Source organism: Sorangiineae bacterium MSr12523, assembly GCA_037157775.1.
Classification (GTDB): Bacteria; Myxococcota_A; Polyangia; order Polyangiales; family Polyangiaceae; genus Pendulispora; species Pendulispora brunnea.
Map to the genome: position 1 here is coordinate 8,213,690 of CP089982.1, position 23,797 is coordinate 8,237,486.

Below are 23,797 nucleotides of genomic sequence, written 5' to 3' on the forward strand. Positions count from 1 at the left end.
GGCGCGTCCAGCACTAGCCTTTCGATCCGTCGATGCAGTTACTTCGCGAACACGGATGACTCATCACGCGGGGGCGCCGCCGCTGATGAGGAGATGCTGCCCGCTCACGAAGCTCGCGAGATCGCTGGCGAGGTACTCGGCGGCATTGGCGATGTCGTCCATGGTGCCCATTCGCTGAATGGGCCGGAACGATTGGACGAATTGCCGAATTTCTTCTCGGACACCGCCGGTGAAGACGCCCGCGCCCTCGATGGCCGTTGGCAGAATGGAGTTGACCGTCACCCCGCGGGCGCCGATCTCCTTTGCCAAAACCTCGACGAGAAACTGCGCGCCGATTTTGCTGCCGCCATAGAGCGCGCGACCGGGGAGCGGATACGCGGTATTGCTGGTACCGATGTAGATGATGCGTCCCTGGTCCGCGACATGCTTCGCGGCACGCTGAAGGGTGAAAAATGCGCCCTTCGCATTGATGGAGAAGAGTCGGTCGAAGTCGGTTTCGGTGAAGTCGAGCACCGGTTGGCCGACCAATTCGATGCCGGCGCTGGCCACGACGATATCGAGGCGGCCGAAGGTCTCGATCGCGGTGGCGAAGAGTCGATCCAGATCGGCGACTTTGGAGATATCGGCCTGCACGGCCACCGCCTTCGCCCCGCCCCGCTCGATGGCCTCCACGGTCTCGCGCGCTTGGTGCGCGCCGTTCGAATAGTTGACGACGACGTTTGCGCCGAGGGAACCGTAGCGCTCCGCAATGGCGCGCCCGATCCCGCGGCTGGATCCGGTGACGAGAGCCACTTTGCCATGAAGCTTTTTCATCGCTTTCCCACCTCCTGCCCACATCACAGGTGAATCCCTCCCGAGACCTCGATGCGCTGTCCGGTGACGAATCGATTGCCCGACCCGAGCAATGCGACGATCGCACCAGCGATATCATCGGCGACGGCGTGACGGCCGAGCGGGGTCATGGACGCAATATGCTGCTGGACGTGCTCCGTATCGCGCAGTAGGCCGCCGCTGAAGTCCGTGGCGACCGCGCCGGGCGCAATGGCATTGACCGTGATCCCGCGACGTCCGAGATCGTGGGCTAGGTAGCGGGTCATCACCTCGACGGCTCCCTTCACGGCGCCGTAGACGGCACGATCCGGGTTGTAGAAGCGGGTACCGCCGGTGGAAATGTTGACGATGGATGCCATGTCCGAGAGAAGCGGCAACAGCTTCTGCGTGAGGAAGAAAACGCCCTTGAAGTGCACGTCGACGAGGCGATCGAAGGCCTCCTCGGTGACCTCGGTCAACGGCTGCGCAATCTGAAGGCCGGCATTGTTGATCAGAATGTCGAGCGTGGACCTTTTCCACGTGCGCCGGAGAGCATCGTCCAAGGCTTCGACGAAGGCTCCGAACGATGCAACCTTGCCGACGTCGAGTTGGAGAGCCACCGCGGAGCGACCAAGCTCGGTGATCGATCGCACGACGGCGTCGGCCTCCTCGCGATGGGAGTTGTACGTGAGGACGATATCGATGCCGTTGCGTGCGAGCTCGAGGGCAGTCGCGCGTCCGATACCACGGTTGGCGCCAGTGATGAGAGCGATACGAGAGGTCGTGTTCATGCCCGAGAACATGAAGGGCCCCGCGGCAATCATACAGGGACAGGCGATCCCTGGATCGCGCACTCTGGATTACGGGGCGCGCGCAGCGCATACTTCGCGCATGGACCGAGACGGTCTCGCGGAGTTTCTTCGGCGCCGGCGTGAGGCGCTGCAGCCGCGCGACGTCGGACTCGTCGGACTCGAGCAAGGGCGGCGTCGGCGCCGAACACTTGGCCTGCGGCGCGAAGAAGTCGCGGAGCTCGCCAGTATTTCGGCCGACTTCTACAAGCGGTTGGAACAGGGGCGGGGCCCCCGCCCTTCCGAGGAAACGGTCGAGGCCATAGCTCGCGCACTGCTGCTCACCCGCGACGAGCGCGATCACCTCTTCCGACTCGCGGGACGGCAACCGCCGCCTCGCCGTTACCGCAGCGAGCAGGCCAGTCCGGGTTTGCTCAGCGTGCTCGACTGCTGCGACACGCCGGCGCAGATCGTTTCGGACCTCGGGGTCACACTCAAGCAAAACCAGCTCGCCGAAGCGCTGCTCGGCATTCAAACCGGTTACACCGGGTTTGCACGCAGCACTATTTTCCGCTGGTTCACCGATCCCGACGAACGACGGCGCTTCCCCAGCGACGATCACGCGTGGCACTCCCAGAGCTACACGGCCCACCTGCGGGCCGTGCATAACCGCTGCGCCAACGATTTCGAGGCCAAGGACCTCGTCCACGAGCTTCGCCGTCGAAGCACCGAGTTCGCGGAGATCTGGGACCAGCACGACGTGGCGCTTCGCGCGGATACCCGCAAGCGCATCCTGCACCCGACCGTGGGGCTACTCACGTTGGACTGTCACATCCTGACGTCGCAGAACCAAATGGAGAACCTGATCGTCTTCACCGCCGTGCGTGGCTCGGAGGATGCCAAGCGCCTCGCTCTTGTGTTGGAGCACAGGAAAGACGAGGCGCCCGAGCCTTATTTGGAAGCGCACGCCGAGCCATAGCCGGCTCAGTTGCCGATCGATTGGAATCGGCTCGTGTCGTGCTCGTTGGTCAGCAGCACGCGCGGATCGTCCCAGGTCACACCGATGGCTACGTTGGGGCGGCGCGTGCGGCTGTTGATGTGAATGAGCTCGGCCGGATACTTCGCGCAAGGGCTCGCGCGACCTGGATCGCAATGGGTCGCGCCGGAACGGAACGAAGTGCCGGCCAAGCGGATGCCCTCGCCGCCATCCACGATGATCGGAATGGCCTGCGACAGCGTACCGTCGGCGCGGGCAGGAATGGCATCGCCATTGTCGACTTCACCCTTGAATAGCTGAAACGGCGCCGTGGGATTGACCACGAGCAGGCTGCCCTTCCACGCGGCATGATCGGTCACGATATGGTTGTAGAGGGCTTCCACGGTGGCCCCAGCATCGATGAAGATGCTGCCGTAGACGGCGCCTGGAGCATCGATGAAGAGGTCACTGAAGCGCTGGTTGGAACCGCCCGCGATGACCAAGGGAAGCCTCACGCGGCCCGTGTTTACGTGGTGGTACACGTTGCCGTCGCCGTGGGTGACCACGATGCCGGTGCGCGCCGTTCCGCGGCTGAGGATAATCTCGTCGAAGCTCGAGCCCGAGCTATCGCCGGCGAGGGTCACACCGAAGGCCGTCCCGTGCAGCGCCAACGAGGCATATTTGCCCTTGACGGCGTTCATCGCGAAGAGGCCCGCACCGAGATCGATGGAGAGCTCGCGCACCGACACGCCCTCGAGCCGCGGCTCGGTGCAACCATCGGTATCCGTGCCGCGCCGCACGGGGAACCACACCGGTTGAAGGTACGAGGCCACGTAACCGCGGATCGCGTAACCCCGGTTCGTGCCGCGGCTGACGTCGTCGTCGAGTTTGAACGCCGCCAACGTGTCCTCACCGTTCTGCGGCAAGGCCGATGGCGCGGCATAGGCGCCCGGCGCATACAATGCCGTCTTCGACAGACGAACCGCGTCGATGTCGCCCTTGATCCCGGGGGCATGCACCCGCGCGCCGAAGCCGTAGGTCCGCGCGCCCACCGTGACGTCTTCGTGCAATCCCTGCGAAATCGTCCCCGTCGCGGGAGTCGACGCCACCGGCTCGGGATTTCCACCCACGCGGCTCGCGAAGAGACGAACGTCGTGCCCGTCGTATCCGAGCGCCACGTGGTACGAAGTGCCCACGGCCAGCGTGGGCCCTTGGAGCTCGTAGGTCTTGCCGCCCGCCGTCAGCGATCCCGTGAGCACGCGACCGTTGACGCCCAAGGAGAACGCCGACGTGCACCCAGGCAATGCGCCGCCGCTTCCGAGGCAACCGTTGCTCTGCAGAATCCCGGCGTACCCTTGCGAGGGTTCACGCAAGGTGACGATGGCCTCCGCCGTGAGCGCTGCGAGTCCATCGATATCGCCGGCGGGCGAAGCATCGCGCAAATCGACCCACGCCGCCTCGTCGAACCCACGCGATCCCTGGGGCTCGAGCACCAGCGCGGGTCCGCCGCCGGATCTCGTCGCGAGCACGCTTCCCGCGCGCTGGGCACCTTCCAGGTTCAAGCCGTTGCAGGCGACCAGAACGGGCTTGTCCACGACGTACGGCTTGTCGCCGACGGGGAAGAACACCGTGCTCGTCTTCCCGCCGTGCTGCGCCGCGCATGCCGCGTCCACCGCGGCCTGAATGCCGTTGTACGAGTCGGTCACGCCATTGGCGACCGCGCCGAACTTCGTCACGTCGAATACCGTGCCCCGCGGCGCCAAGCCTTTGACCACCGCCGAAGCCGACGGGAAGCGAGGGATCGCGCTCGGATCGGGAACCGAGGTCGGATCCGTGCCGAGGGACACCAGCCCGGGATCGTTCGACCAAGGCACGTCCGAATCTTTGGTCCCGCCGAGAACCACCGCCGGCTTCAACTTGGGATTCCCCGCCACGTCGACCACGTTCACCACCGCAGGCCCCGAGGCCGTCCCCGTAAACGAGGTTCCCTGAATCACCGCAGCGGCCGACCCGCTCGAGTTTTGCAATCGATGCAGGAGAATTGGCGACGTCGGCCGATTGGGATTCGTCATATTCCCAATATGACCGCCCTGAATTTGCAAATTGCTCCACGGGAATACCGAGGCAATGGCCCCGCGCCAGGCGGAGCTGGTACCGCTCGCGTCGACGTTCACGCCGTTCAGCACCGCGCTGTCGTAATAGAGCACCATGCCGTACACCGTCGACGTGCGGTTCGGGGTCACGGTCACGTTGGTCAACATGACTTGCGCGCCGCCAGCGTTCAAAAATGGAATCGTCTGCCCATCGAGTTTGATATCGCGAAATTCGCTCCCGCCGGCGCTGGTGGACACCAGCCCAAACCGTCCGCGGCCTCCGCCCGCCGTGGCCTCGATGTCCTCGAAGGACGATATTCGATTGAGGCCCTGCATCGCGATGCCGTAGTCGCAGCCGAGGCATCGCAGGTGCGAGAACCGCGAGCCGATCACGCGGTAACCGAAGAGTCCCATGCCACCGTCTACGGTGAAATCATGAAGGCGCACGGCGTTCAGCACGAGGTCCGGAACCGTAGTCTCGTTGCGAACGGGCAGCCAGAACGGCTTGCCCCGCGAATGCGCCAAGGTGAGGCTCGTGGGATTGACCAATGCGGGCTTGCCCGCGGGTGCCGGCGGTGGGGCGGGCAGCTCCTCGAAGTTCACCAGGGCCATGGTCGCCGCGTCGTCGGCGAGTTTGACCGTGGGTCTATCGAAATCTTCCGTGTAGCGGGTCGTGTCGGAAAGGCGCACTGAATCGATGTTGCCTTTGATGGCCACCGCCCGGGCGAACATGTCGAACCCTTGCCAGTACGGCCCCACGCTCACGGTCTCGTCGATCTGTTGATCGATCGTACCGCTCGCCGCCTGGCAGGCGACCTTTTTGCCATCGAGAAAGAGCTTCACCATCGCGCCGTCGTAGGTGAGCGCCACGTGGTGCGCTTCGTTCAGCGAGACCGACCACGCCTCGGCGCCGCCCTCGCGCGGGCATTGATTCGACGACGCGCCAGCCGGTCCGCCGACGCTGACCAGGCGCCCGCCCACCATGACCGACGCGGATAGATAAGGCCTCGCCGCCCCCACCGACACCACACCGATGCCGTAGGCGCCACCGTTTTGGTTGCACGGAAAGACGGTGTCCGAGATGCAACCATAGCTCTGCGTGATGAACGACGAGCCGGGGATCTCTCCGGTGAGCTTGACCACCGCCTCCACCGTCAATGCGCTCTTCCCATTCAATTCGACGGCAGGGATCTCGCGCAAATCCAAATGCCAATTCAAGCCGTCCGTCACGGCGGAGCGGCCCGTGCCCACCAACGCCGGCTCCGTGGGAATGGCCTTCCAGTCCGGGGTTACCACCAATGCGGGCCCCTCGAACTTCGGTTGCAGCGTCACGCCGTCACGGCACGCGCCCACCAATTCGAAGCCGTCGCACTTGGCGGTGAGCGGACGCCCGAGCGCGTACCGCCCGGCGGGCAAGTACACCGCCGGCGGCGAGCCCGCGCCCACGGATTTGGCGCACGCCGCATCGATGGCCGACTGAATTCCGGCGAAGGCATCGCTCCCGTCGGGCTTGGCTCCAAAGTCGGCAACGTTGAGCACCCCGCCGGTGCCTTCCGGGGCAACCTGCTTGCAGGTGCCGGCTGGCTCGACCGACGGCCCGCTGTCCTTCTCGTCCACGGCCCCTCGGGAGGTGGCATCGCTCTGGCCGCAGCCGGCGGCAAGAAGACCAGCGGCACAAACTCGCAAAATAAACGCGGATGGCCGATCGCGCATGAACATGGGAGGGCGTCCTTTCTACGGTTCCTGACTTCAATTGGGGGCATCGGTCGTTTTCCGTCACCGTCCTCTTTGTCGTTGTCGGCACGAATATTGCTTTATTTCGTTTACACCGGGGGAGAGCCGAGGCCGACTATCCTCGTGCCGCATGGACGAGGAGATCCTTTTCGACGTGCGTGGCGATGGCATCGCATGGCTCACGTTCAATCGTCCCGCCGCGCGCAATGCGATGACCCTCGGCATGTATGCCCGCGTCGAAGAGCTCTGCAAGGGCGCGGCACGCCATCCGTCGGTCCGCGTTCTGCTCATGCGTGGCGCCGGGGACAAGGCGTTCGTCGCCGGAACCGATATTTCGGAGTTCCGCCATTTCACGAAGGAGGAAGATGGCATTGCCTACGAGGCGAACATGAGCCGTGTGCTCGACGTTCTCGAGGACTTGCCCATCCCCACCATCGCGGTCATCCAGGGTGCATGCACCGGCGGAGGCGCCGCGATTGCGGCCGCGTGCGATCTGCGTATCGGCGACCCTTCGGCACGATTCGGTTTTCCGATTGCGCGCACGCTCGGCAATACGCTTTCCACGCGCAACCTCGCGCGCCTGGCGGCGCTTTTGGGCGTGGCCAAGACGAAGGAATTGCTCTTTCTGGCGCGCCTCATGGACGCCGACGAGATGCGCGCCGTCGGTTTGCTCAGCGAGATCGTCCCGGCCGAGGGACTCCACGCGCGTGCGGAGGCGATGGCCAAGACGCTGCTCGAGCATGCGCCCATCACTTTGCGCACGTGCAAGAGCGAACTCGGACGCGTGCTGCGTGCGGCCGCACCGCCGGAAAGCGAAGCCCACGTCGTCGAGGCGTACACGAGCGACGACTTCAAAGAGGGCGTCGATTCGTTTCTCGTCAAACGCACACCACATTGGCGCGGTCGGTGATCACGCCACCATTGCGTGTGCACGTGTGCCATTCCAACCACGTATCCCGAATGGCACGTGCGGGGCATCTCGGTGCAGATACATGAATTTTTCCCATGGCGCGGGAGTTGCGATGACGTGACGTACAATCATGACTTCACTTACGTCTTTCTCATTTCGATTCTGGATTACCTTACTTGGCTTTAGCACCCTCGTTCCGTGGACCGCCGGCTGCGAATCGAACTCCGACGATCCGCCTCCGCAGACGCGGGCCACCGTGAAGGATGTCACCATGGATCGCCTGTCCGGCGTCGGCTTGCTGGCCGGTGACCAGGTCAGCCTGCAGATGAGCGGCGGCTCCATCCGCGGGACCATCGACCCTCCGCTGAGCGCCGACCAGTGCACCAGCCTGATCGGCATCGCCCTCACCGGCCATGCCAAAGGCCATGTGTCGAATGTTTCGCTGGCCGACCTGGGCACCGCAAGCATCGCGCTCCTCGAGGATGCCGTGGGCACGGTGACGGGGAGCGCGATGAGTCGCCCCTCCGTTTCCGACGCTTGCAGTTCGAGTCATGTCGCCGTGGGAGACCATGCCTCCGCCACCGTGGAGGACAGCGCGCTGGTCAACGAAAGCGGTGCCGGCGTCGCCGTTGGTTCGAGCACGGCCGGACTGACCTTCCGGCGGTCCACCATCAAAAAACCGTCATAGGGGCCATTTCGGCAGGCGGCCGTCTCGACATCGAGGACAGCGCCCTCGAGGGATGCCACGAGTACGGAATCGCGTTCATGAGCGGGGCCAAGGGACGCATTTCCGGTACGACGGTGTCGGCGAAGCGCGCTATCGACAGCCGCGAAGGCTCGACGGTCGCCCTACGCCAAAGCACCGTCACCGGGCAGGTCTACGCCGTGCTCGTGTGGAATGGTCAGGCCGATTTGGGAACGGCAAGCGATCCCGGGGTCAATCGCATCACCGGCAAAACGACGGGGCTCTTCGCCTACAGCACCGACGGGTACCCGACCCTCGTGCGCGCGGCCGGAAATACGTGGCGTCCGAACGTGCAAGGTGCCGATGCGCAGGGCTTCTACGCGCACGAGCGGGTGACGACGCCGCAAGGTGCGGAGGGAGGCAATTTCGTGCTGACCGAGGGTGCGACGATCGAGTTCTGACCGGCGCCTGCCGCATGGCCGGGTGGGGGTGGGGGTGTGCGAAAAAGCACGGTGCCGCTAGGAAATTCTCCTGCGCAAAAAAGCGATAGTCGCATTTGACAGCTCATGGAGGCGTCGTTAATTCGAATTAGAGAATGAGATCTTCGTGTGCGTGCGTATCACCCGTTCGCGACTCGAAAACTCCATGAGCATTGCCAAGAAACACCAGTTCGGTAGCGTTTCGCATTCGCCATCATCACCCACCTCACACGACTCGCACACCATGAGGGTTGGCCGCTCCCCCCAGCGGCCCCCTCTGGAAAGCGGGCCGTTGCCGATCGATCCGCATGACCCGCATGACGAGTGGTCCGAAGCGACGCTCGACATGCTCCCCGGAGAGAACGACGGCGATCGTCACACGCCGCTTCTCTTCGATTCGCTGATTACCCCTATTTTTCCCGAATCGGCCGTCCGCGAGGTGATGGCCCGCGCCGAAGCCGCGGAACGGGCCGCCACGGCCAAGGCCAGCGCGCCTGTCGCGTCGGTCGCGTCGGTCGCACCGGTCGCGTCGGTCGCGCCGGCGCCGGTGGTTTGGCCGAAGGCGGCGCCGGTGGTCGAGAGTTGGAAGGCCGACACACCGATGAATGGTGTGCGGGTGCGGCTGCCCGCGGCCACGCTCGTCCTTCCCGAAGACGATGATGACGTCGACCCGCCGACGGCGCTGCACGTGGTCGCGGCGCGTGGCCATCATATTTCGTGGATGTTCTGGGTCGCGATGGCGCTGTTGCTCGCGCTTTTGACGGCTACCGTGTGCAAAGCGGCAAAAAAGCTGTCGCTGCACGAGGTGAACTCGTCGACGTCCGGGCAGATTTCCGTTTAGATCGAAAGCCTATCCGCAACGGCTAAGTCGGCTAGGATGGGCTGCAATGCCCACGAGAAAAATCGTATCGCTCGGCCTTCTCGCCGCGTCGTTTGGTGCCTTCGACTGTGCGCCGTCGGATACGACGCTGCCGCACAACCAGCGCGAAATCGACGCCGCAGCCCCGAACGGTGACGGTGGTGCGGGCGCAAGCGACGCATTGCCGAGCGTTCGAACTGGCCATCACGATGTTTTCTATTTCGTCCTGCCGGACCGATTTGCCAATGGCAGCACGGCCAACGATACGGGCGGCATCCCTGGTCAGGCGCTCGACCATGGATATCTGCCCAGCGATAAGGGCTATTACCACGGCGGCGATCTCGCCGGCGTCATCTCCAAGCTCGACTACATCAAGGGGCTCGGCACCACCGCGATCTGGATGGGCCCCATCTTCAAGAACCGCGCGGTCCAGGGCAACGGCACCATCGCCGGCTCGTCGTCGGGCTACCACGGCTATTGGACCATCGACTACACGCAGGTCGACCCGCACTTCGGCACCAACGAGGACCTGAAGCGCCTCGTGCAGGGCGCGCGCGAGCGCGGCATCAAGGTCTACTTCGATATCATCGTGAACCACACCGCGGACGTCATCTCGTACCGCGAGAACAAGTACGGATATCGCAGCAAGACCGCCTACCCGTACCGCGATGCCCAGGGTCGCCCGTTCGACGATCGGGACTACGCCGGTGGAAGCACGTTCCCGCAGCTCTCTGCGGACAAGAGCTTTGCCTACGGCCCCGTGTTCGGCAAACCCGCGGATGCCACCGTCAAAGTTCCCGCGTGGCTCAACGACCCGACGATGTACCACAATCGGGGCGATAGTACCTTTACCGGCGAGGATTCGCTCTACGGCGACTTCTTCGGCTTGGACGATCTGTTCACCGAGCGCCCCGAGGTGGTGCGGGGCATGATCGACATTCACAAGAAGTGGATTCACGACGTCGGCATCGACGGCTTCCGCATCGATACGGCGCGGCACGTGAATGATGAGTTCTGGCAGCAGTTCCTGCCGGAAGTCCTGAATTACGCCCGAGCTGAAGGAAAGAAAGACTTCTTCATGTTCGGCGAGGTGAGCGAGCCGAAAACGGCGGAGGCGCTCTCGCACTTCACCAGCGTGGCGAAGTTCCAGGCCGTGCTCGATTTCGCCTTTCAAAAGGCTGCGCGCGAGTTTGCGTCCAACCCGAACGGCACCAGCGATGGCCTGGGCGAGTTCTTCGCGAGCGATGACTACTACATCGATGCGGACTCCAACGCGTACGCGGCGCCCACGTTCCTGGGCAACCACGATATGGGGCGCTTCGGGTACTTCCTGAAGACGGACAACCCCGCGGCGAAGGACGACGAGCTCGTACAGCGCGACAAGCTCGGGCATGCGCTCATGTTCTTCGCCCGCGGAATGCCCATCGTCTATTACGGCGACGAGCAAGGCTTCACCGGTGACGGCGGCGACAAAGATGCCCGCGAGACGATGTTCGCGAGCAAGGTCGCGTCGTACAACGACAACAAGCTGATTGGCACCACGTCGACGACGGCCAAGGACAATTACGAGCCGGCGCATCCGCTTTATCAAGGATTCCACACGCTCGCGGCGCTCCGGAATGCGCACCCTGCCCTTCATCGCGGTGCGCAGATTCACCGGGCGTCGAGCGCCGGGGCAGGGATTTATGCCTTTTCGCGCATCGATCGCACGGAGCAGATCGAATACGTGGTGGCGCTCAACAACGCGAAGGAAGCCAAGAGCGTGAGCTTCCCCGTGTACACGGCCAACGGCTTTTTCCGGAGCATCTACCCCACGGCGCTCGAGAGCGCCGCGTCCAACAAGGACAAGGTGTTGACGGTGAAGGTGCCCGCCTTCGGCGCTGTCGTTCTGCGTGCGGATGCCAAGCTGCCCGCGCGCACGGCGGCACCGGCCATCGTCTTCGTGACGCCGACGGCGGAGTCGAAGATCCGCGGGCGCAAGGAATTCCGCGTCGATTTGGATCAGGACACGTTCGCGGAGGTCACGTTCGCCGTGCGCAAGAGCGACACGGAAGCGTGGACGCCCATCGGCACGGACGATAACGCGCCGTACCGTGTCTTTTACGACACGTCATCATTGGCGGCGGGAACGCGGCTGCGAATCAAGGCGACGGTGCGGGATCACTCCGGGAACGTGGCTTCGACCGAGACGGTGGCGGTCGTCGGCGGATCCTGACGAACTCTGCGGGTAGATGGGCAGTGGATTCGTCTCTACCGATCGGGGTAAAGACATTGTATGTCCGCCTCGACGTCCTCTCCGTACAAGCCCCAACATCACGTCCGGCTGGTGAGTGCTGCATCGCTCTTCGATGGGCACGACGCGGCCATCAACGTGATGCGCCGACTGATGCAGGCCTCCGGGGCCGAGGTCATTCACCTCGGCCACAACCGGTCCGTCGCCGAGATTGTGCACACGGCCATTCAGGAGGACGTGCAGGGCATCGCCATCACGTCGTACCAGGGAGGCCACGTCGAGTACTTCAAGTACATGATCGATCTGCTGCGCCAGGCCGGGGCGAAGATCGAAGTGTTCGGCGGCGGCGGCGGGACCATCCTGCCCACGGAGATCGAGGAGCTGCACGCGTACGGCGTATCCCGGATTTATTCGCCGGACGATGGGCGGGCCATGGGCCTGCAGGGCATGATCAACGACCTTCTCCAGCGGTGTGACTTCGCCAAGCGCTCGCCCGAGTTCGAGCCGCTGCTCGCGCGCCTTCAACAGCGCGAGCCTGCAACGATTGCGGCGCTGATCACCATCGCGGAAAATTTCCCCGAGGCGGGGGACCGCCTGCGCGCGGCGCTGGCCACCGTTCCCAAGCCCGACAAAAAGATCCCCGTGCTGGGCATCACCGGCACGGGTGGCGCGGGCAAGTCGAGCCTCGTCGACGAGTTGGTGCGACGTTTCCTCGCGGACACGCCGGACAAGACGGTGGCCGTGCTCTCGGTGGATCCGTCGAAGCGCAAGTCGGGCGGTGCGCTTTTGGGCGACCGCATCCGCATGAACTCCATCGACGATTCGCGCGTGTACATGCGCTCCTTGGCCACGCGCCAGTCGAATTTGGCGCTCTCGAAGCACGTGGGCGAGTCCATCGAGGTGTGCCGCGCGGCGGGCTTCGACTTGGTCATCGTGGAAACGTCGGGCATCGGGCAGTCGGACACGGAAATCACCGAGCACGCCGACGTGTCACTCTATCTGATGACAGCGGAATACGGCGCGGCGACGCAACTTGAGAAGATCGACATGCTCGACTTCGCGGACATCATCGCCATCAACAAATTCGACAAGCGCGGCTCGCTCGATGCGCTGCGCGACGTGAAGAAGCAGTGGCGCCGCAACCACAACGCCTTCACCATTCCGGACGACGACGTTCCCGTTTACGGAACCATCGCCTCGCAATTCAACGATCCGGGCATGAACCGCCTTTATCGGACCATCATGTCCGTGCTGGCGAAAAAGACGAGCGCGCCGCTCGCGCCGAACGGCTCGCTCACCGAGGGCATGAGCGAAAAGCGCTGGATCATCCCGCCGGAGCGCACCCGCTACCTCGCCGAGATCGTGGAGACCTGCGAAGCGTACGACGCCTTCGTGCGCGCCCAGGCGGCCATCGCGCGAAGGATGTACCAGCTGCACGGCGCCATCGAGACGCTGCGCGCGAACATCGGCAAGAAGAGCCTCGAGATCGTGGAGCCCACCGGCGCCGACGACGTGGTGCAGGTCACGCAACGCACGACCGAGGAGCCGTCGTACCTCGGAGAGCTCGAGGGCCTCTACCGCGATTTGGAATCGCGCCTCGCACCGGAGTGCAAGAAGCTCCTCGACGAGTGGCCCGCCACCAAGCGGCGCTATGCGGCCGCGAAGTACCAATTCCAGGTGCGCAACAAGGTCATCGAGCTCGATCTCATTTCCGAGACGCTGTCGCATTTGCGCATTCCCAAGGTGGCCTTGCCCAAATACGAAGATTGGGGCGACATCCTCACGTGGCTTCTGCGCGAGGCCCCGCCCGGGCAATTCCCCTTCACCGCGGGCGTCTTTCCGCTGAAGCGCGAGAACGAAGACCCGGCGCGCATGTTCGCCGGCGAGGGTGGCCCCGAGCGCACCAACCGGCGCTTCCACTACGTCTCCCGCGGCCTGCCCGCAAAGCGGCTTTCGACGGCGTTCGACTCGGTCACGTTGTACGGCGAAGACCCCGATCCCCGGCCGGACATCTACGGCAAGGTCGGCAACTCGGGCGTGTCCATTGCCAACGTGGACGATGCGAAGAAGCTGTATTCCGGCTTCGATTTGGCCAATCCGGCGACCTCGGTGTCGATGACCATCAACGGGCCTGCGCCGATGCTGCTGGGCTTCTTCTTGAACGCGGCCGTCGACCAGGGTTGCGAGAAGTGGATCAAGAGCCAGGGCAAAGAGGCCGAGATCGAAAAGAAGATCGACGCACTTTACGCGGAACGCGGGCTGCCGCGTCCGCGCTACCAGGGTCCGCTCCCCGAGGGGAACGACGGGCTCGGGCTGATGCTGCTCGGCGTTTCGGGCGACGAGGTTTTGCCGCGTGAGGTCTACGAGAAGATCCGCGCGGCGACGTTGTCGCAGGTGCGCGGCACGGTGCAGGCCGACATTCTGAAAGAGGACCAGGCGCAGAATACCTGCATCTTCTCGACGGAATTCGCCCTGCGGATGATGGGGGACATTCAGCAGTACTTCATCGACAACCGGGTGCAGAATTTCTATTCGGTGTCGATTTCCGGCTACCACATCGCCGAGGCGGGCGCGAATCCCATATCGCAATTGGCCTTCACGTTGGCCAATGGGTTTACCTTCGTCGAATATTATCTATCGCGCGGAATGCACATCGACGATTTCGCGCCGAATCTGTCCTTCTTCTTCTCGAATGGGATGGATCCCGAGTACACCGTCATCGGGCGGGTGGCGCGGCGCATCTGGTCGCGGACCATTCGCGACAAGTACAATGGGAACGAGCGCTCGCAGAAGCTGAAGTACCACATTCAAACTTCGGGGCGGTCGTTGCACGCGCAAGAGATTGCGTTCAATGACATTCGGACGACGTTGCAGGCGCTGTTGGCGCTGATGGACAATTGCAATTCGCTGCATACGAATGCGTACGACGAAGCGATCACCACGCCGACCGAGGAGAGTGTGCGGCGGGCGCTGGCGATTCAGTTGGTCATCACGAAGGAGTTCGGGCTCGCGAAGAACGAGAATCCGACGCAGGGCTCGTTCATCGTCGAGGAGTTGACCGATCTGGTCGAGGCCGCAGTGCTGACGGAGTTTCGGTCGATTTCCGAGCGCGGCGGGGTGCTCGGGGCCATGGAGCGGATGTACCAGCGGTCCAAGATTCAAGAGGAGTCGCTGTATTACGAGACCCTGAAGCACAATGGGGAGCTGCCCATCGTCGGAGTGAATACGTTCCTGGATCCGAAGGGCTCGCCCACGGTGACGCCGCCGGAGGTCATCCGTGCGACCACCGACGAGAAAGAGTACGCCATCGAGGCCCGCAATGCCTTTTGGAAGCGCAACGAGAAGGCGGCGCCCCCGGCCTTGGCCGCCATCGAGCGGGCGGCGCTGGACGGTGGCAACGTCTTTGCAGCGCTGATGGAAGCCTGCAAGGTATGCACCTTGGGGCAGCTATCGGGATCACTGTACCGAGTCGGTGGCCAATACCGCAGAAACATGTGATGGGAAACGAGACATGCCGCTTTCACCTGCGAAGCCCGTGACCATCTCCGACTGGCGAAAACTCGTCGAAAAGGAGCTCGCCGGCAAGCCGTTCGACAAGGTGCTCGTGCACCAGGCCCTGGAAGGCCTTTCCGTTGCTCCGCTCTATACCGAGCGACCGGATCATCGGCTCCCACCCCCGCAAGGAAAACTGTGGGGTGGGGGAGCTTTTCGCATTTGCATGCGGCACCCCGCGGGCGTCGATGTTGCGACATTGGTCGCCGACGTGGCCCAAGGGGCCGATGCCCTGTGGATCGCAGGTGGGAAGATCCCCGACGGAGCGCTCGAGCGTGAAGAACTGAAGAATACGTCCTTCGTACTGGATGAAAACGTCCTCTCCACCTTGGCGTACCACGAGGCCGGCGCCGACGCGGCGGACGAGATAGCCATCGCGCTCTCACTCGCCGTACGGTCGCTCGAGGCCGATGGCACATCGAAGCCGATTGTGCAGATCGCCGTCGGACGCGACACCTTCGTCGAGCTTTGCAAAGTGCGCGCGCTGCGCGTGTGCTGGCAAAAGCTGCTCGCCGCGGCCGGTGTGCGCGAAATGCCGCTGGTCCATGCCGTGTGCTCGTCGCGCACGCTCACGGTGCGCGATCCCTGGGTGAACATGCTGCGCGTGACGACCCAGGTCTTCTCCGCCGTGCTCGGAGGGGCCGATCTCGTTACCCCGATAGCCTTCGATACGGCCTTCGGCGGTGTGCCCTCCGCATTGGGCCACCGCGTTGCGCGCAACACGGGGCTCGTGCTGCGCGAGGAGAGCTTTCTCGGCAAAGTCGCCGACGCGGCGGGCGGTTCGTATTACTTCGAGACGGTCACCGACACGCTCGCGCGCGAAGCGTGGAATCGGTTTCGCGCCATCGAGCGCGAGGGCGGCATCGCCGAGGCCGAGCGCAGCGGCCGGCTCGCGGCCAAGTTCGAGGCGAATTGGAAGGCGCAGCTCAAAGCGATCGCCACGCGCAAGATGCCCATTCTCGGCGTGTCCGAGTTTGCCAACTTGCGGGAGCGGCTCCCCCACCCCACTCCTCCCCCGGGAGACGCCGGAACACATCGGGACGCGGCGGTCTTCGAGGAGCTTCGCGCGCGGGCGGAGGCGGCGGGGCATCCGCCGGAGGCGCTGTTGCTGACGCTGGGTAGCTTCGCGGAGTCGCGTCCGCGCGCGGGCTTTGCGGCGGGGTTCTTCGCCGCCGGTGGCATTTCGTCCCGCGAAAGTGCGCAAGATGAGAAAGCGGCCATCGTCTGCCTCTGCGGCACCGACGACGCGTACGCGGCCGAAGCGGCGGAGCGCGCAAAGAAGCTCAAGGCCGCTGGATGCGCCCGCGTCCTTCTCGCCGGAAGACCCGGCGCCCTCGAAGCATCCCTCCGCGATGCGGGCATCGACGGCTTCATTTACGTCGGGTGCGATGCCGTCGCAATCCTCTCCGCTCTCCTGGACGGTGCATCATGAGGAGCCTTCCCAATTTCGCTGACATCGATTTCGACGCCGTAAAGGTCCCGGTCGCGCCGCCGGCAGCAGGCGACGGATGGGATACCCCCGAGGGTATTCCCCATCGGCGCATCTACACCGAGGCCGATCTCGGCGGCGTCGCCCACCTGGGTACCTTGCCCGGCTTCCCGCCGTTCCTGCGCGGCCCCTACCCCACGATGTACGTGCAGAAGCCCTGGACCGTGCGCCAGTATGCCGGCTTCTCCACCGCCGAAGAGTCCAACGCGTTCTACCGGCGCAACCTCGCCGCCGGCCAGATGGGCCTCTCCATCGCATTCGACCTGGCCACGCACCGCGGGTACGACAGCGATCATCCGCGCGTCTCCGGCGACGTCGGCATGGCCGGCGTGGCCATCGACTCCATTCTGGACATGCGCCTGCTCTTCGATGGCATCCCGCTCGACAAAATGAGCGTGTCGATGACCATGAACGGCGCGGTGTTGCCCATTCTCGCGCTCTACATCGTCGCCGCCGAGGAGCAGGGCGTGGCACCGGCCAAGCTATCCGGCACCATCCAGAACGACATCCTCAAAGAGTTCATGGTGCGGAATACGTACATCTATCCGCCCGCGCCCTCGATGAAGATCATCGCGGACATCTTCGCATTTACCTCGCAGAAGATGCCGAAGTTCAATTCGATATCCATTTCCGGCTACCACATGCAGGAGGCCGGGGCCACGGCCGATCTCGAGCTCGGGTACACGCTCGCCGATGGTATCGAATACGTGCGCACGGGCATCGCGGCCGGCATGGATGTCGACGCGTTCGCGCCGCGGCTGTCGTTCTTCTTCGCCGTCGGGATGAACTTCTTCATGGAGGTGGCCAAGCTGCGCGCCGCGCGTTTGCTCTGGGCCGAGCTCATGTCGCGCTTCTCGCCGAAGAGCCCCAAGAGCCTCGCCCTGCGCACCCACTGCCAGACCTCGGGTTGGTCGCTCACCGCGCAGGACGTCTACAACAACGTCGTCCGCACCGTCATCGAGGCCATGGCGGCCACGCAGGGGCACACGCAGAGCCTGCACACCAACTCGCTGGACGAGGCGTTGGCCCTGCCCACCGACTTTTCCGCGCGCATTGCTCGCAATACGCAGTTGCAATTGCAACTCGAGTCCGGAACGTGCCGGCCCGTCGATGCGTGGGGCGGCAGCTACTACGTCGAGCGCCTCACGCACGATCTGGCGGAGCGGGCGCGGGCCCACATTGCCGAGGTGGAAGGGCTCGGCGGCATGGTCAAGGCCATCGAGGCGGGCGTGCCCAAGCTGCGCATCGAGGAGGCGGCCGCCCGCGCGCAGGCGCGCATCGACTCGGGACGACAGGCCATCATCGGCGTCAATCGATATCGCCCCACCACGGACGAGGCCGTCCCGGTCCTCAAGGTGGACAACGCAGCGGTGCGGCGCACGCAGATCGAGCGGCTGGAGAAGCTGCGACGCGAGCGCGACGGCGCGGAAGTGCAACGCGCGCTCGATGCGCTGCTCGCATGCGCCGAGGGGCGTGGGGGCAATCTGCTCGAGCTCGCAGTGAACGCCGCGCGCGCACGCGCCACGGTGGGCGAGATTTCCATGTCGCTGGAGAAGGCGTGGGGCCGTCACCAGGCGGAGATCAAAGCCATTGCCGGGGTGTATGCTGGAGAGGTGGGAGAAAGCTCGGACGCCGTGAGCTCGGTGCGGACGCGCACGCAGGCCTTCCTCGAGCGCGAAGGCCGCAGGCCGCGCATCCTCGTGGCGAAGATGGGCCAGGACGGGCACGACCGCGGGCAGAAGGTCATCGCGACCGCGTTCGCCGATCTCGGCTTCGACGTGGACATTGGGCCTCTCTTTCAGACGCCCGAAGAGACGGCCCTCGCGGCCGTCGAGAACGACGTGCACGTCATCGGGGCAAGCTCGCTCGCGGCGGGCCATTTGACCTTGGTGCCGGCGTTGCGGGCGGCGCTGGCCAAGCTGGGAAGGCCGGACATCCTCGTCGTCGTGGGCGGTGTCGTTCCGCCGGACGACTACCCTGCGCTGCGCGCGGCCGGGGCCGCGGAGATTTTCGGCCCGGGCACGGTCATCGCCGAGGCCGCGGGCGCGTTGCTCGATCGGCTCGAGCAGGCGCACGGGGAAGACGCCCCGTGACGAGCCGGCGGCGCCTCTCCCTCGACGAGTACGAGCAGGGCGTCCGAGCGCGCGATCGCGCGGTGCTGGCCCGCGCCATCACCTTGGTGGAGAGCCGCGCAGCCTCCGACGTCGCCTTGGCGCAGGAGCTTCTCACGCGCCTCTTGCCGCATGTGGGCGGGGCCGTTCGCGTCGGCATCACCGGTGTGCCCGGCGTCGGAAAGAGCACCCTGGTGGACGAACTCGGGATGCGCCTGCTCGGCCGCGGAAAGACGATCGCGGTGCTCGCCGTCGATCCCTCGAGCAGCGTTTCCGGCGGATCCATCCTGGGCGACAAGACGCGCATGGGCCGCCTTTCGCTCGAGCGCAACGCGTACATTCGACCCACACCGAGCGGCCTCTCCCCCGGGGGCATCGCACGCCGCACGCGCGAGACGATGCTTCTGTGCGAGGCCGCGGGCTTCGACGTGATCCTCGTGGAGACGGTGGGCGTCGGCCAGGGCGAGGTCGCGGTGTCGGACATGGTGGACTTCTTCCTTGTGCTCATGCTGCCCGGCTCGGGCGACGAGCTTCAGGGCATCAAGAAGGGCATTTTGGAACTGGCCGATGCCATCGCCGTCAACAAAGCCGACGGCGACAACGTAGCCCGCGCGCGCATGGCATTGGGCGATCTCAAGGCAGCCCTCCGCTACGTGCCGCGCCGGCGGCCGACGTGGAAGCCCGAGGCATTGTCGATTTCCGGGCAAACCGGGGACGGCTTGGATGCACTCTGGGGCATCGTCGAAGAGCACCGGCGCATTTTGGAGGCCTCGGGAGAGCTTGCCGCCTTGCGTGCCGATCAACAGCGGGCATGGATGCAGTCGTTGATTCTCGAGCGCCTGGAGCGAACCTTCCTGGCGCACCCCGAGGTGAAAAGCCGGCTTCCGCAGCTCGAAGCCGACGTGCGCGCCGGCCGCACGACCCCGCCGCTCGCGGTCGACGCGCTGTTCGCGGCCTATTTGCAGCCGATGTCGGCCCCGGCAAGGTCGTAGTTCTTCACGGTCATCTCGGGGTCGATGATGAACTCCGGATCGCGCGGAGCGACGCGCGTGCGGCTGATGTCCTCGCCGGCATAGGCTTTGATGGCCTCACGCGATTCCCAATAGCTGATGACCGAGAAGTGCGTTTCGGCGCCGACGGTTTCGCGCATCATTTGGTAACCGAGGTTTCCTTTGATGGTGCGAAACTTCTTGATGGCGTCACTCAAGTACGCCGCATATTCATCGGCTTTGGCGTTTGTCGTCTTTCCGCGCCATTGCCGCGCGATCTTGGCCTGACAGATGAGCGGCGCCTGCGCCTGCGCTTGAGCAGCGGGCGGCGAAACGGCGGCCGAGGTCGACGTGGACGAGGACGTCGATGCGGGCGTACAGGCCGTCGCTACGAGTGATACGCCCAAGGCAACCAACGAAACGAGAGATTGCGTGCGGTTCATGAAGGCCTCCCACTGTGAGCCTACATGAAACGGCGCACGCGCAGAATGGCGAGCCACGTTGCCGTCGCCGCAACGACTGCGCCCAGGATGGATAGGACGATGATGACCGCGTACCAGAGGCGCGGGCGGGCAAGAAGGGATGGAAGGTCGAGGCTGTGAAAGCCATGATAGAGCCATCGGTACGTGCGGCTCGTTGCATCGTGGCGACGCAGAATGCGGCCGGTGGTCTCGTCGATGTAATGGACGACGGGCCCCGATTCGACCTTCAGCACGGGGAATGGCAAATCCGGATTGAAGTGCGTTGGGTAATAATAGGCATCGGGCACTTCGAGCTCGGTGACGCGGGTGGCGCCATCGAGGGTGATCGCCGCGATTTCGCGCTCGAGCCATGGGGCTGGGAGCCGCGTGAGCGGCGGATCTTCGCGCGATGCCGAAAGCGCCATGGCTCGGACAGGGCTCTCGCGGCACACGTAAAACGGCTCCCCGGCAATTTGGACGAGCTCGAGGCTGCGAACGACGAGGTGCGGGGAGCATGCATCCGCCGCATCGCGCACGGAGCGTACGAACGCGCGGGGCTCGAAGCGGCCGCCCCGAGCGCGCTCACGGTCCACCGCCCGCGGGGAGCCGTGTGCGTCGAGTGCAAAAGGGTCGAGCGAGAGGGCTCCACTGACGAGCCATGTAAAGACGAGGGCCCCCATGGTGAGACCGGCGCCGTGGTGCCATGCGAATGCGCTTTTGCGAAAAGGCCCGAATCGACCATGGCGAGCCCAATGTCGATATGCGCGCAGGACGCCCAGCGTGATACCGGAAAGGGCGGCGCACGCGCCCAATGTCGATAAGGCGATGACGAGCCATTTCCAAAGGGCCGCGTGACGCCGCAGCGGCACGAAGTACACCCAGTGCGGAATGGCACCGAGCCATGCCAGGAGGCGGGCGCGCGCGGTGCTGTGCTGCACCACGCGCCCTTTCGCGAGCGAGACGTAGACCTCCGAGCCGTCGGGGGCCGCGGCATGAAGCATGGGAAGCCAGCCCTGGGCTTCTGCACGCGGGGTCCATGTGTCGGGTGCGTGCACCATGGCCGCCACTTCGAGCTCGGTTCCGAGCCACTGGCGCGCCAGCGCCCGGGCGTCGGCGTAGGACGGCGCTGGGAGGCGAACCCCGGACGCGGCATCGTACTGCACGAGCCCGCGGGCAGATTCGATTTCCCAGGTGGGCTTTCCCAATCGCGGCACGATGCGGACGGCGCCCGCTACTTCGATATCGGCAGGAAACGCCAGGGCGGCATCGGGAAGAAAGGCCAACGGTCCTCCCCGCTCGAGGCGATCGCGCTCGGTCACCTCGGGGAAGCCGCCGCCGAGGGCCATGACGATTCCCGAGACGAACCACACGAGGACCAGAAGCGCCATGGGAACGCCGAGCCATCGATGCACCCTGGCGAGCCACCGGATCATCTCACGACTTGATCCTCAGGGTGAAGAGCACCGTGCGCGGTGCCCCCGGCGTAATCTGGGTGCCATTGATCGAGGATACGAAGTAGCGCTCCGCACCGAAGACATTGTCGACATTGAGCGCGAACTCGACATGACCAACCGTGTAATACGCGGCGCCGCTCACGAGCGCATACGCGGGCATGGGAACGGTATTTTCCACGTTCGCCCATTGATCGCCGACCACGCGAACGCCAGCCCCTGCCCCGAGCCCCCACGGAAAGCGCCAAGTTCCCCACGCGGTCAGCGAATGATCGGGCACATACGGCGGCGTCTTTCCCGCAAAATCGGCATCCGGCGAGGCATACCGATCGTAGCGGGCCAGCGTGTACGCGTACCCAATGCGGAGCGAGAGCGGCTCGATGGGCTCCGCGGTGACGCTGGCTTCGATACCGCGCGACGTCTGCGAGCCGGCCTGATCGTACACGCCCGCCCGCCGTGCCACGACCACGTTGGTCTTCTGCAGATTGTACGCGGCAAGATCGATGTGCACCCGCCGGTCGAATGCATCCACGCGGGCGCCCAATTCATATTGACGCCCTCGTTCGGGATCCAACGTGCTGCCATCGGCAGGAACGGTCCGCACCGGCGTGAACGCGGTCCCCGCAACGCCGTAAAAGGTGAGCCATGCGCTCGGCTGCAGGACGATCCCAGTCCGGAATGTCGCCGCAAACGCATCGCGATCGACCGACGTTTCCGAGGCGGGGCGTTCGGGTGTGGCGTAGATCCTCGTTTCCGTATCGTAGCCCCATCGATCGAGACGGCCGCTCACGGCGAGCTTCACCCCATCGACGATTTGCATCGTATCGTGGGCGAACACGCCGTGCGTCATTTGATGTTGCGTGCGGCGCCCGATTTTGTTCGTGGCGTAATCGCCTTGAGGGTCGATCGCATCTCCAAATGGGAGCGGCGCGAGGTTAGTATCATCGAGGGCAAAACGAGGATGGTGCGAAAGGGTATATCCAAAGTCGTACCCGACGAGGGCGCGATGCGGGACGAGGATTTTCCCGCGCCAATGCCCCTCGAGCTGGAGCGACACTTGGTTCCACTCGTGCCCGAGCGCGAACCATTGCCGATTCACCGTTCGATCGACACCGACGGAGAGAAATTCCGCCGATTTGTATTCATACGGATTGTGGCTAAACCCGAGACGCGCAACCCATTTGGCGCGATCGATTGGAGCATACGAATATTCGATTTGTGCGTCGTAGAAGGAGCCGTCGAGGTAGTCCCAGGGAGTGTTGAAACGGCGATCGAGTGGGATGCCGTCGGGAACCGATCCTTGCTCGGCCGGAAGTCCGGTATCCGTCGAAAAGTGGACCTTCTGGTAGCTCGCACGGAGAAGGATGCGTTGACGCTCGCTGGGACGCCATTCCAAGGCGCTCATGACGTTGGCATTCGACGAGCGAGCTCGGCGAAAGTTGTCGTCGTCGACGACGCCGGCGTCGGCCCGAAAAGCGAGGGTGTCGCCCAACGGACCGGTCACCCCGATGGTCGCGCGACGCAAGGCCGAGGGGCCGCCGAGCGAAAGCGAGCCTTCGTAACCGAAACGCCTCGAAGGCTGCTTGTGAATGAAGTTGACCAAGCCTCCGATACCGCCGTACCCGTAGAGTGCCGACGCGGGCCCCTTCAGCACCTCGATGCGATCGATGCCCGCCGTATTACCGGTCGGAGCGGAGCCCACGAGTTGGAATCGCGCATCACGAAAGCCGTCGACGAGGGTCGTATAGTCGCCGAACCCCCGGATGGTCATGGATGTGAAACCACCATATTCGAGCTGCGGCTGCACCCCAGGCACCCACGCCAGCGCCCCCACGACGTCGACCGTGCCGCGCTCTTCGATGTCACGATTCGTCACGACATTGACCGTGGCAGGGACATCGCGAAGCGGCTCCCGCATGCGCGAGCCCACCGACGGATTGCGCCGCCCCGTCACTTGCACGTCCGCGGCCTGCTCGGATTGTGTAGAAGATGGCGCGCTGGATTGCGCAAAAACCGGAGACATGGCTCCGATCGTCAAAACCCCACCGGCCACGAAACCGGCGCACGTCCGCCCACGAAGAGTCATCGATCGACCGCGAGTCCGTCGCCGTTGATACCCTTCGACGAACCAAACGTCCATCGGGCTTTTTGTCGCAGTAGCACGATTTTGCCATAAC

Annotated in this window: 16 protein-coding genes; 10 read left to right on the forward strand and 6 right to left on the reverse strand. The window is 64.5% G+C overall.

All coding sequences use genetic code 11. The features are described 5' to 3' along the window. Nucleotides 1-63: 63 nt before the first annotated feature. Both LZC95_32350 and LZC95_32355 read right to left on the reverse strand, forming a co-directional pair. Nucleotides 64-813, reverse strand: a complete 750-nt coding sequence (locus LZC95_32350; GenBank protein ID WXA91134.1) for an SDR family oxidoreductase — start codon at nt 811-813, stop codon at nt 64-66. A gap of 23 nt (nt 814-836) precedes the next feature. Further along, the gene (locus LZC95_32355; GenBank protein WXA91135.1) at nt 837-1,601 is read right to left on the reverse strand and encodes an SDR family oxidoreductase; all 765 of its coding nucleotides are present in this window, start codon (nt 1,599-1,601) and stop codon (nt 837-839) included. Between the two features lie 100 nt (nt 1,602-1,701). Between LZC95_32355 and LZC95_32360 the strand changes: the two genes are divergently transcribed. Continuing rightward, complete coding sequence (locus tag LZC95_32360) at nt 1,702-2,577, forward strand: helix-turn-helix transcriptional regulator (GenBank protein ID WXA91136.1); 876 nt, start codon at nt 1,702-1,704, stop codon at nt 2,575-2,577. A 5-nt stretch (nt 2,578-2,582) separates the two neighbouring features. Here LZC95_32360 and LZC95_32365 read toward each other — a convergent pair whose 3' ends face one another. After that, the gene (locus LZC95_32365; GenBank protein ID WXA91137.1) at nt 2,583-6,386 is read right to left on the reverse strand and encodes a hypothetical protein; all 3,804 of its coding nucleotides are present in this window, start codon (nt 6,384-6,386) and stop codon (nt 2,583-2,585) included. Nucleotides 6,387-6,531: 145 nt separating this feature from the next. On the opposite strand from LZC95_32365, the gene LZC95_32370 reads away from it, so the two are divergent. The 9 genes from LZC95_32370 (at nt 6,532) to meaB (ending at nt 19,711) form a co-directional block, all read left to right on the forward strand. Further along, complete coding sequence (locus LZC95_32370; protein ID WXA91138.1) at nt 6,532-7,311, forward strand: enoyl-CoA hydratase; 780 nt, start codon at nt 6,532-6,534, stop codon at nt 7,309-7,311. Between the two features lie 130 nt (nt 7,312-7,441). Then, nucleotides 7,442-7,999 carry a hypothetical protein gene (locus LZC95_32375; protein ID WXA91139.1) on the forward strand — a complete coding sequence of 186 codons (558 nt, stop codon included), beginning with the start codon at nt 7,442-7,444 and terminating at the stop codon, nt 7,997-7,999. Between the two features lie 77 nt (nt 8,000-8,076). Beyond that, nucleotides 8,077-8,457, forward strand: a complete 381-nt coding sequence (locus LZC95_32380) for a hypothetical protein (GenBank protein WXA91140.1) — start codon at nt 8,077-8,079, stop codon at nt 8,455-8,457. Between the two features lie 262 nt (nt 8,458-8,719). Next, nucleotides 8,720-9,316: a hypothetical protein gene (locus LZC95_32385; GenBank protein ID WXA91141.1), complete on the forward strand. Its 597-nt coding sequence runs from the start codon at nt 8,720-8,722 to the stop codon at nt 9,314-9,316. A 46-nt stretch (nt 9,317-9,362) separates the two neighbouring features. After that, nucleotides 9,363-11,549, forward strand: coding sequence for a hypothetical protein (locus LZC95_32390; GenBank protein ID WXA91142.1), 2,187 nt, complete (start codon nt 9,363-9,365; stop codon nt 11,547-11,549). 60 nt (nt 11,550-11,609) lie between these two features. Further along, entirely contained in the window at nt 11,610-15,065 is a 3,456-nt protein-coding gene (locus LZC95_32395; protein ID WXA91143.1) for a methylmalonyl-CoA mutase family protein, read from the forward strand. A gap of 13 nt (nt 15,066-15,078) precedes the next feature. After that, nucleotides 15,079-16,551, forward strand: coding sequence for a methylmalonyl-CoA mutase family protein (locus tag LZC95_32400; protein ID WXA91144.1), 1,473 nt, complete (start codon nt 15,079-15,081; stop codon nt 16,549-16,551). Then, entirely contained in the window at nt 16,548-18,701 is a 2,154-nt protein-coding gene (scpA, locus tag LZC95_32405) for a methylmalonyl-CoA mutase (GenBank protein WXA91145.1), read from the forward strand. Before LZC95_32400 ends, scpA begins: the two co-directional genes overlap by 4 nt. Then, entirely contained in the window at nt 18,698-19,711 is a 1,014-nt protein-coding gene (meaB, locus tag LZC95_32410) for a methylmalonyl Co-A mutase-associated GTPase MeaB (protein ID WXA91146.1), read from the forward strand. The genes scpA and meaB overlap by 4 nt, the downstream gene beginning before the upstream one ends. On the opposite strand, the gene LZC95_32415 is transcribed toward meaB, so the two are convergent. Genes LZC95_32415 through LZC95_32425 form a run of 3 tightly spaced genes read right to left on the reverse strand, consistent with a single transcriptional unit; the run spans nt 19,675 to nt 23,643 of the window. Next, nucleotides 19,675-20,151, reverse strand: coding sequence for an antibiotic biosynthesis monooxygenase (locus LZC95_32415; GenBank protein ID WXA91147.1), 477 nt, complete (start codon nt 20,149-20,151; stop codon nt 19,675-19,677). The two genes, meaB and LZC95_32415, sit on opposite strands and share 37 nt — an antisense overlap. A gap of 20 nt (nt 20,152-20,171) precedes the next feature. Next, nucleotides 20,172-21,602 carry a hypothetical protein gene (locus LZC95_32420; protein WXA91148.1) on the reverse strand — a complete coding sequence of 477 codons (1,431 nt, stop codon included), beginning with the start codon at nt 21,600-21,602 and terminating at the stop codon, nt 20,172-20,174. Nucleotide 21,603: 1 nt separating this feature from the next. After that, a complete protein-coding gene (locus LZC95_32425; protein ID WXA91149.1) occupies nt 21,604-23,643 on the reverse strand; it encodes a TonB-dependent receptor in 2,040 nt (679 codons plus the stop codon). Between the last annotated feature and the right edge of the window lie 154 nt (nt 23,644-23,797).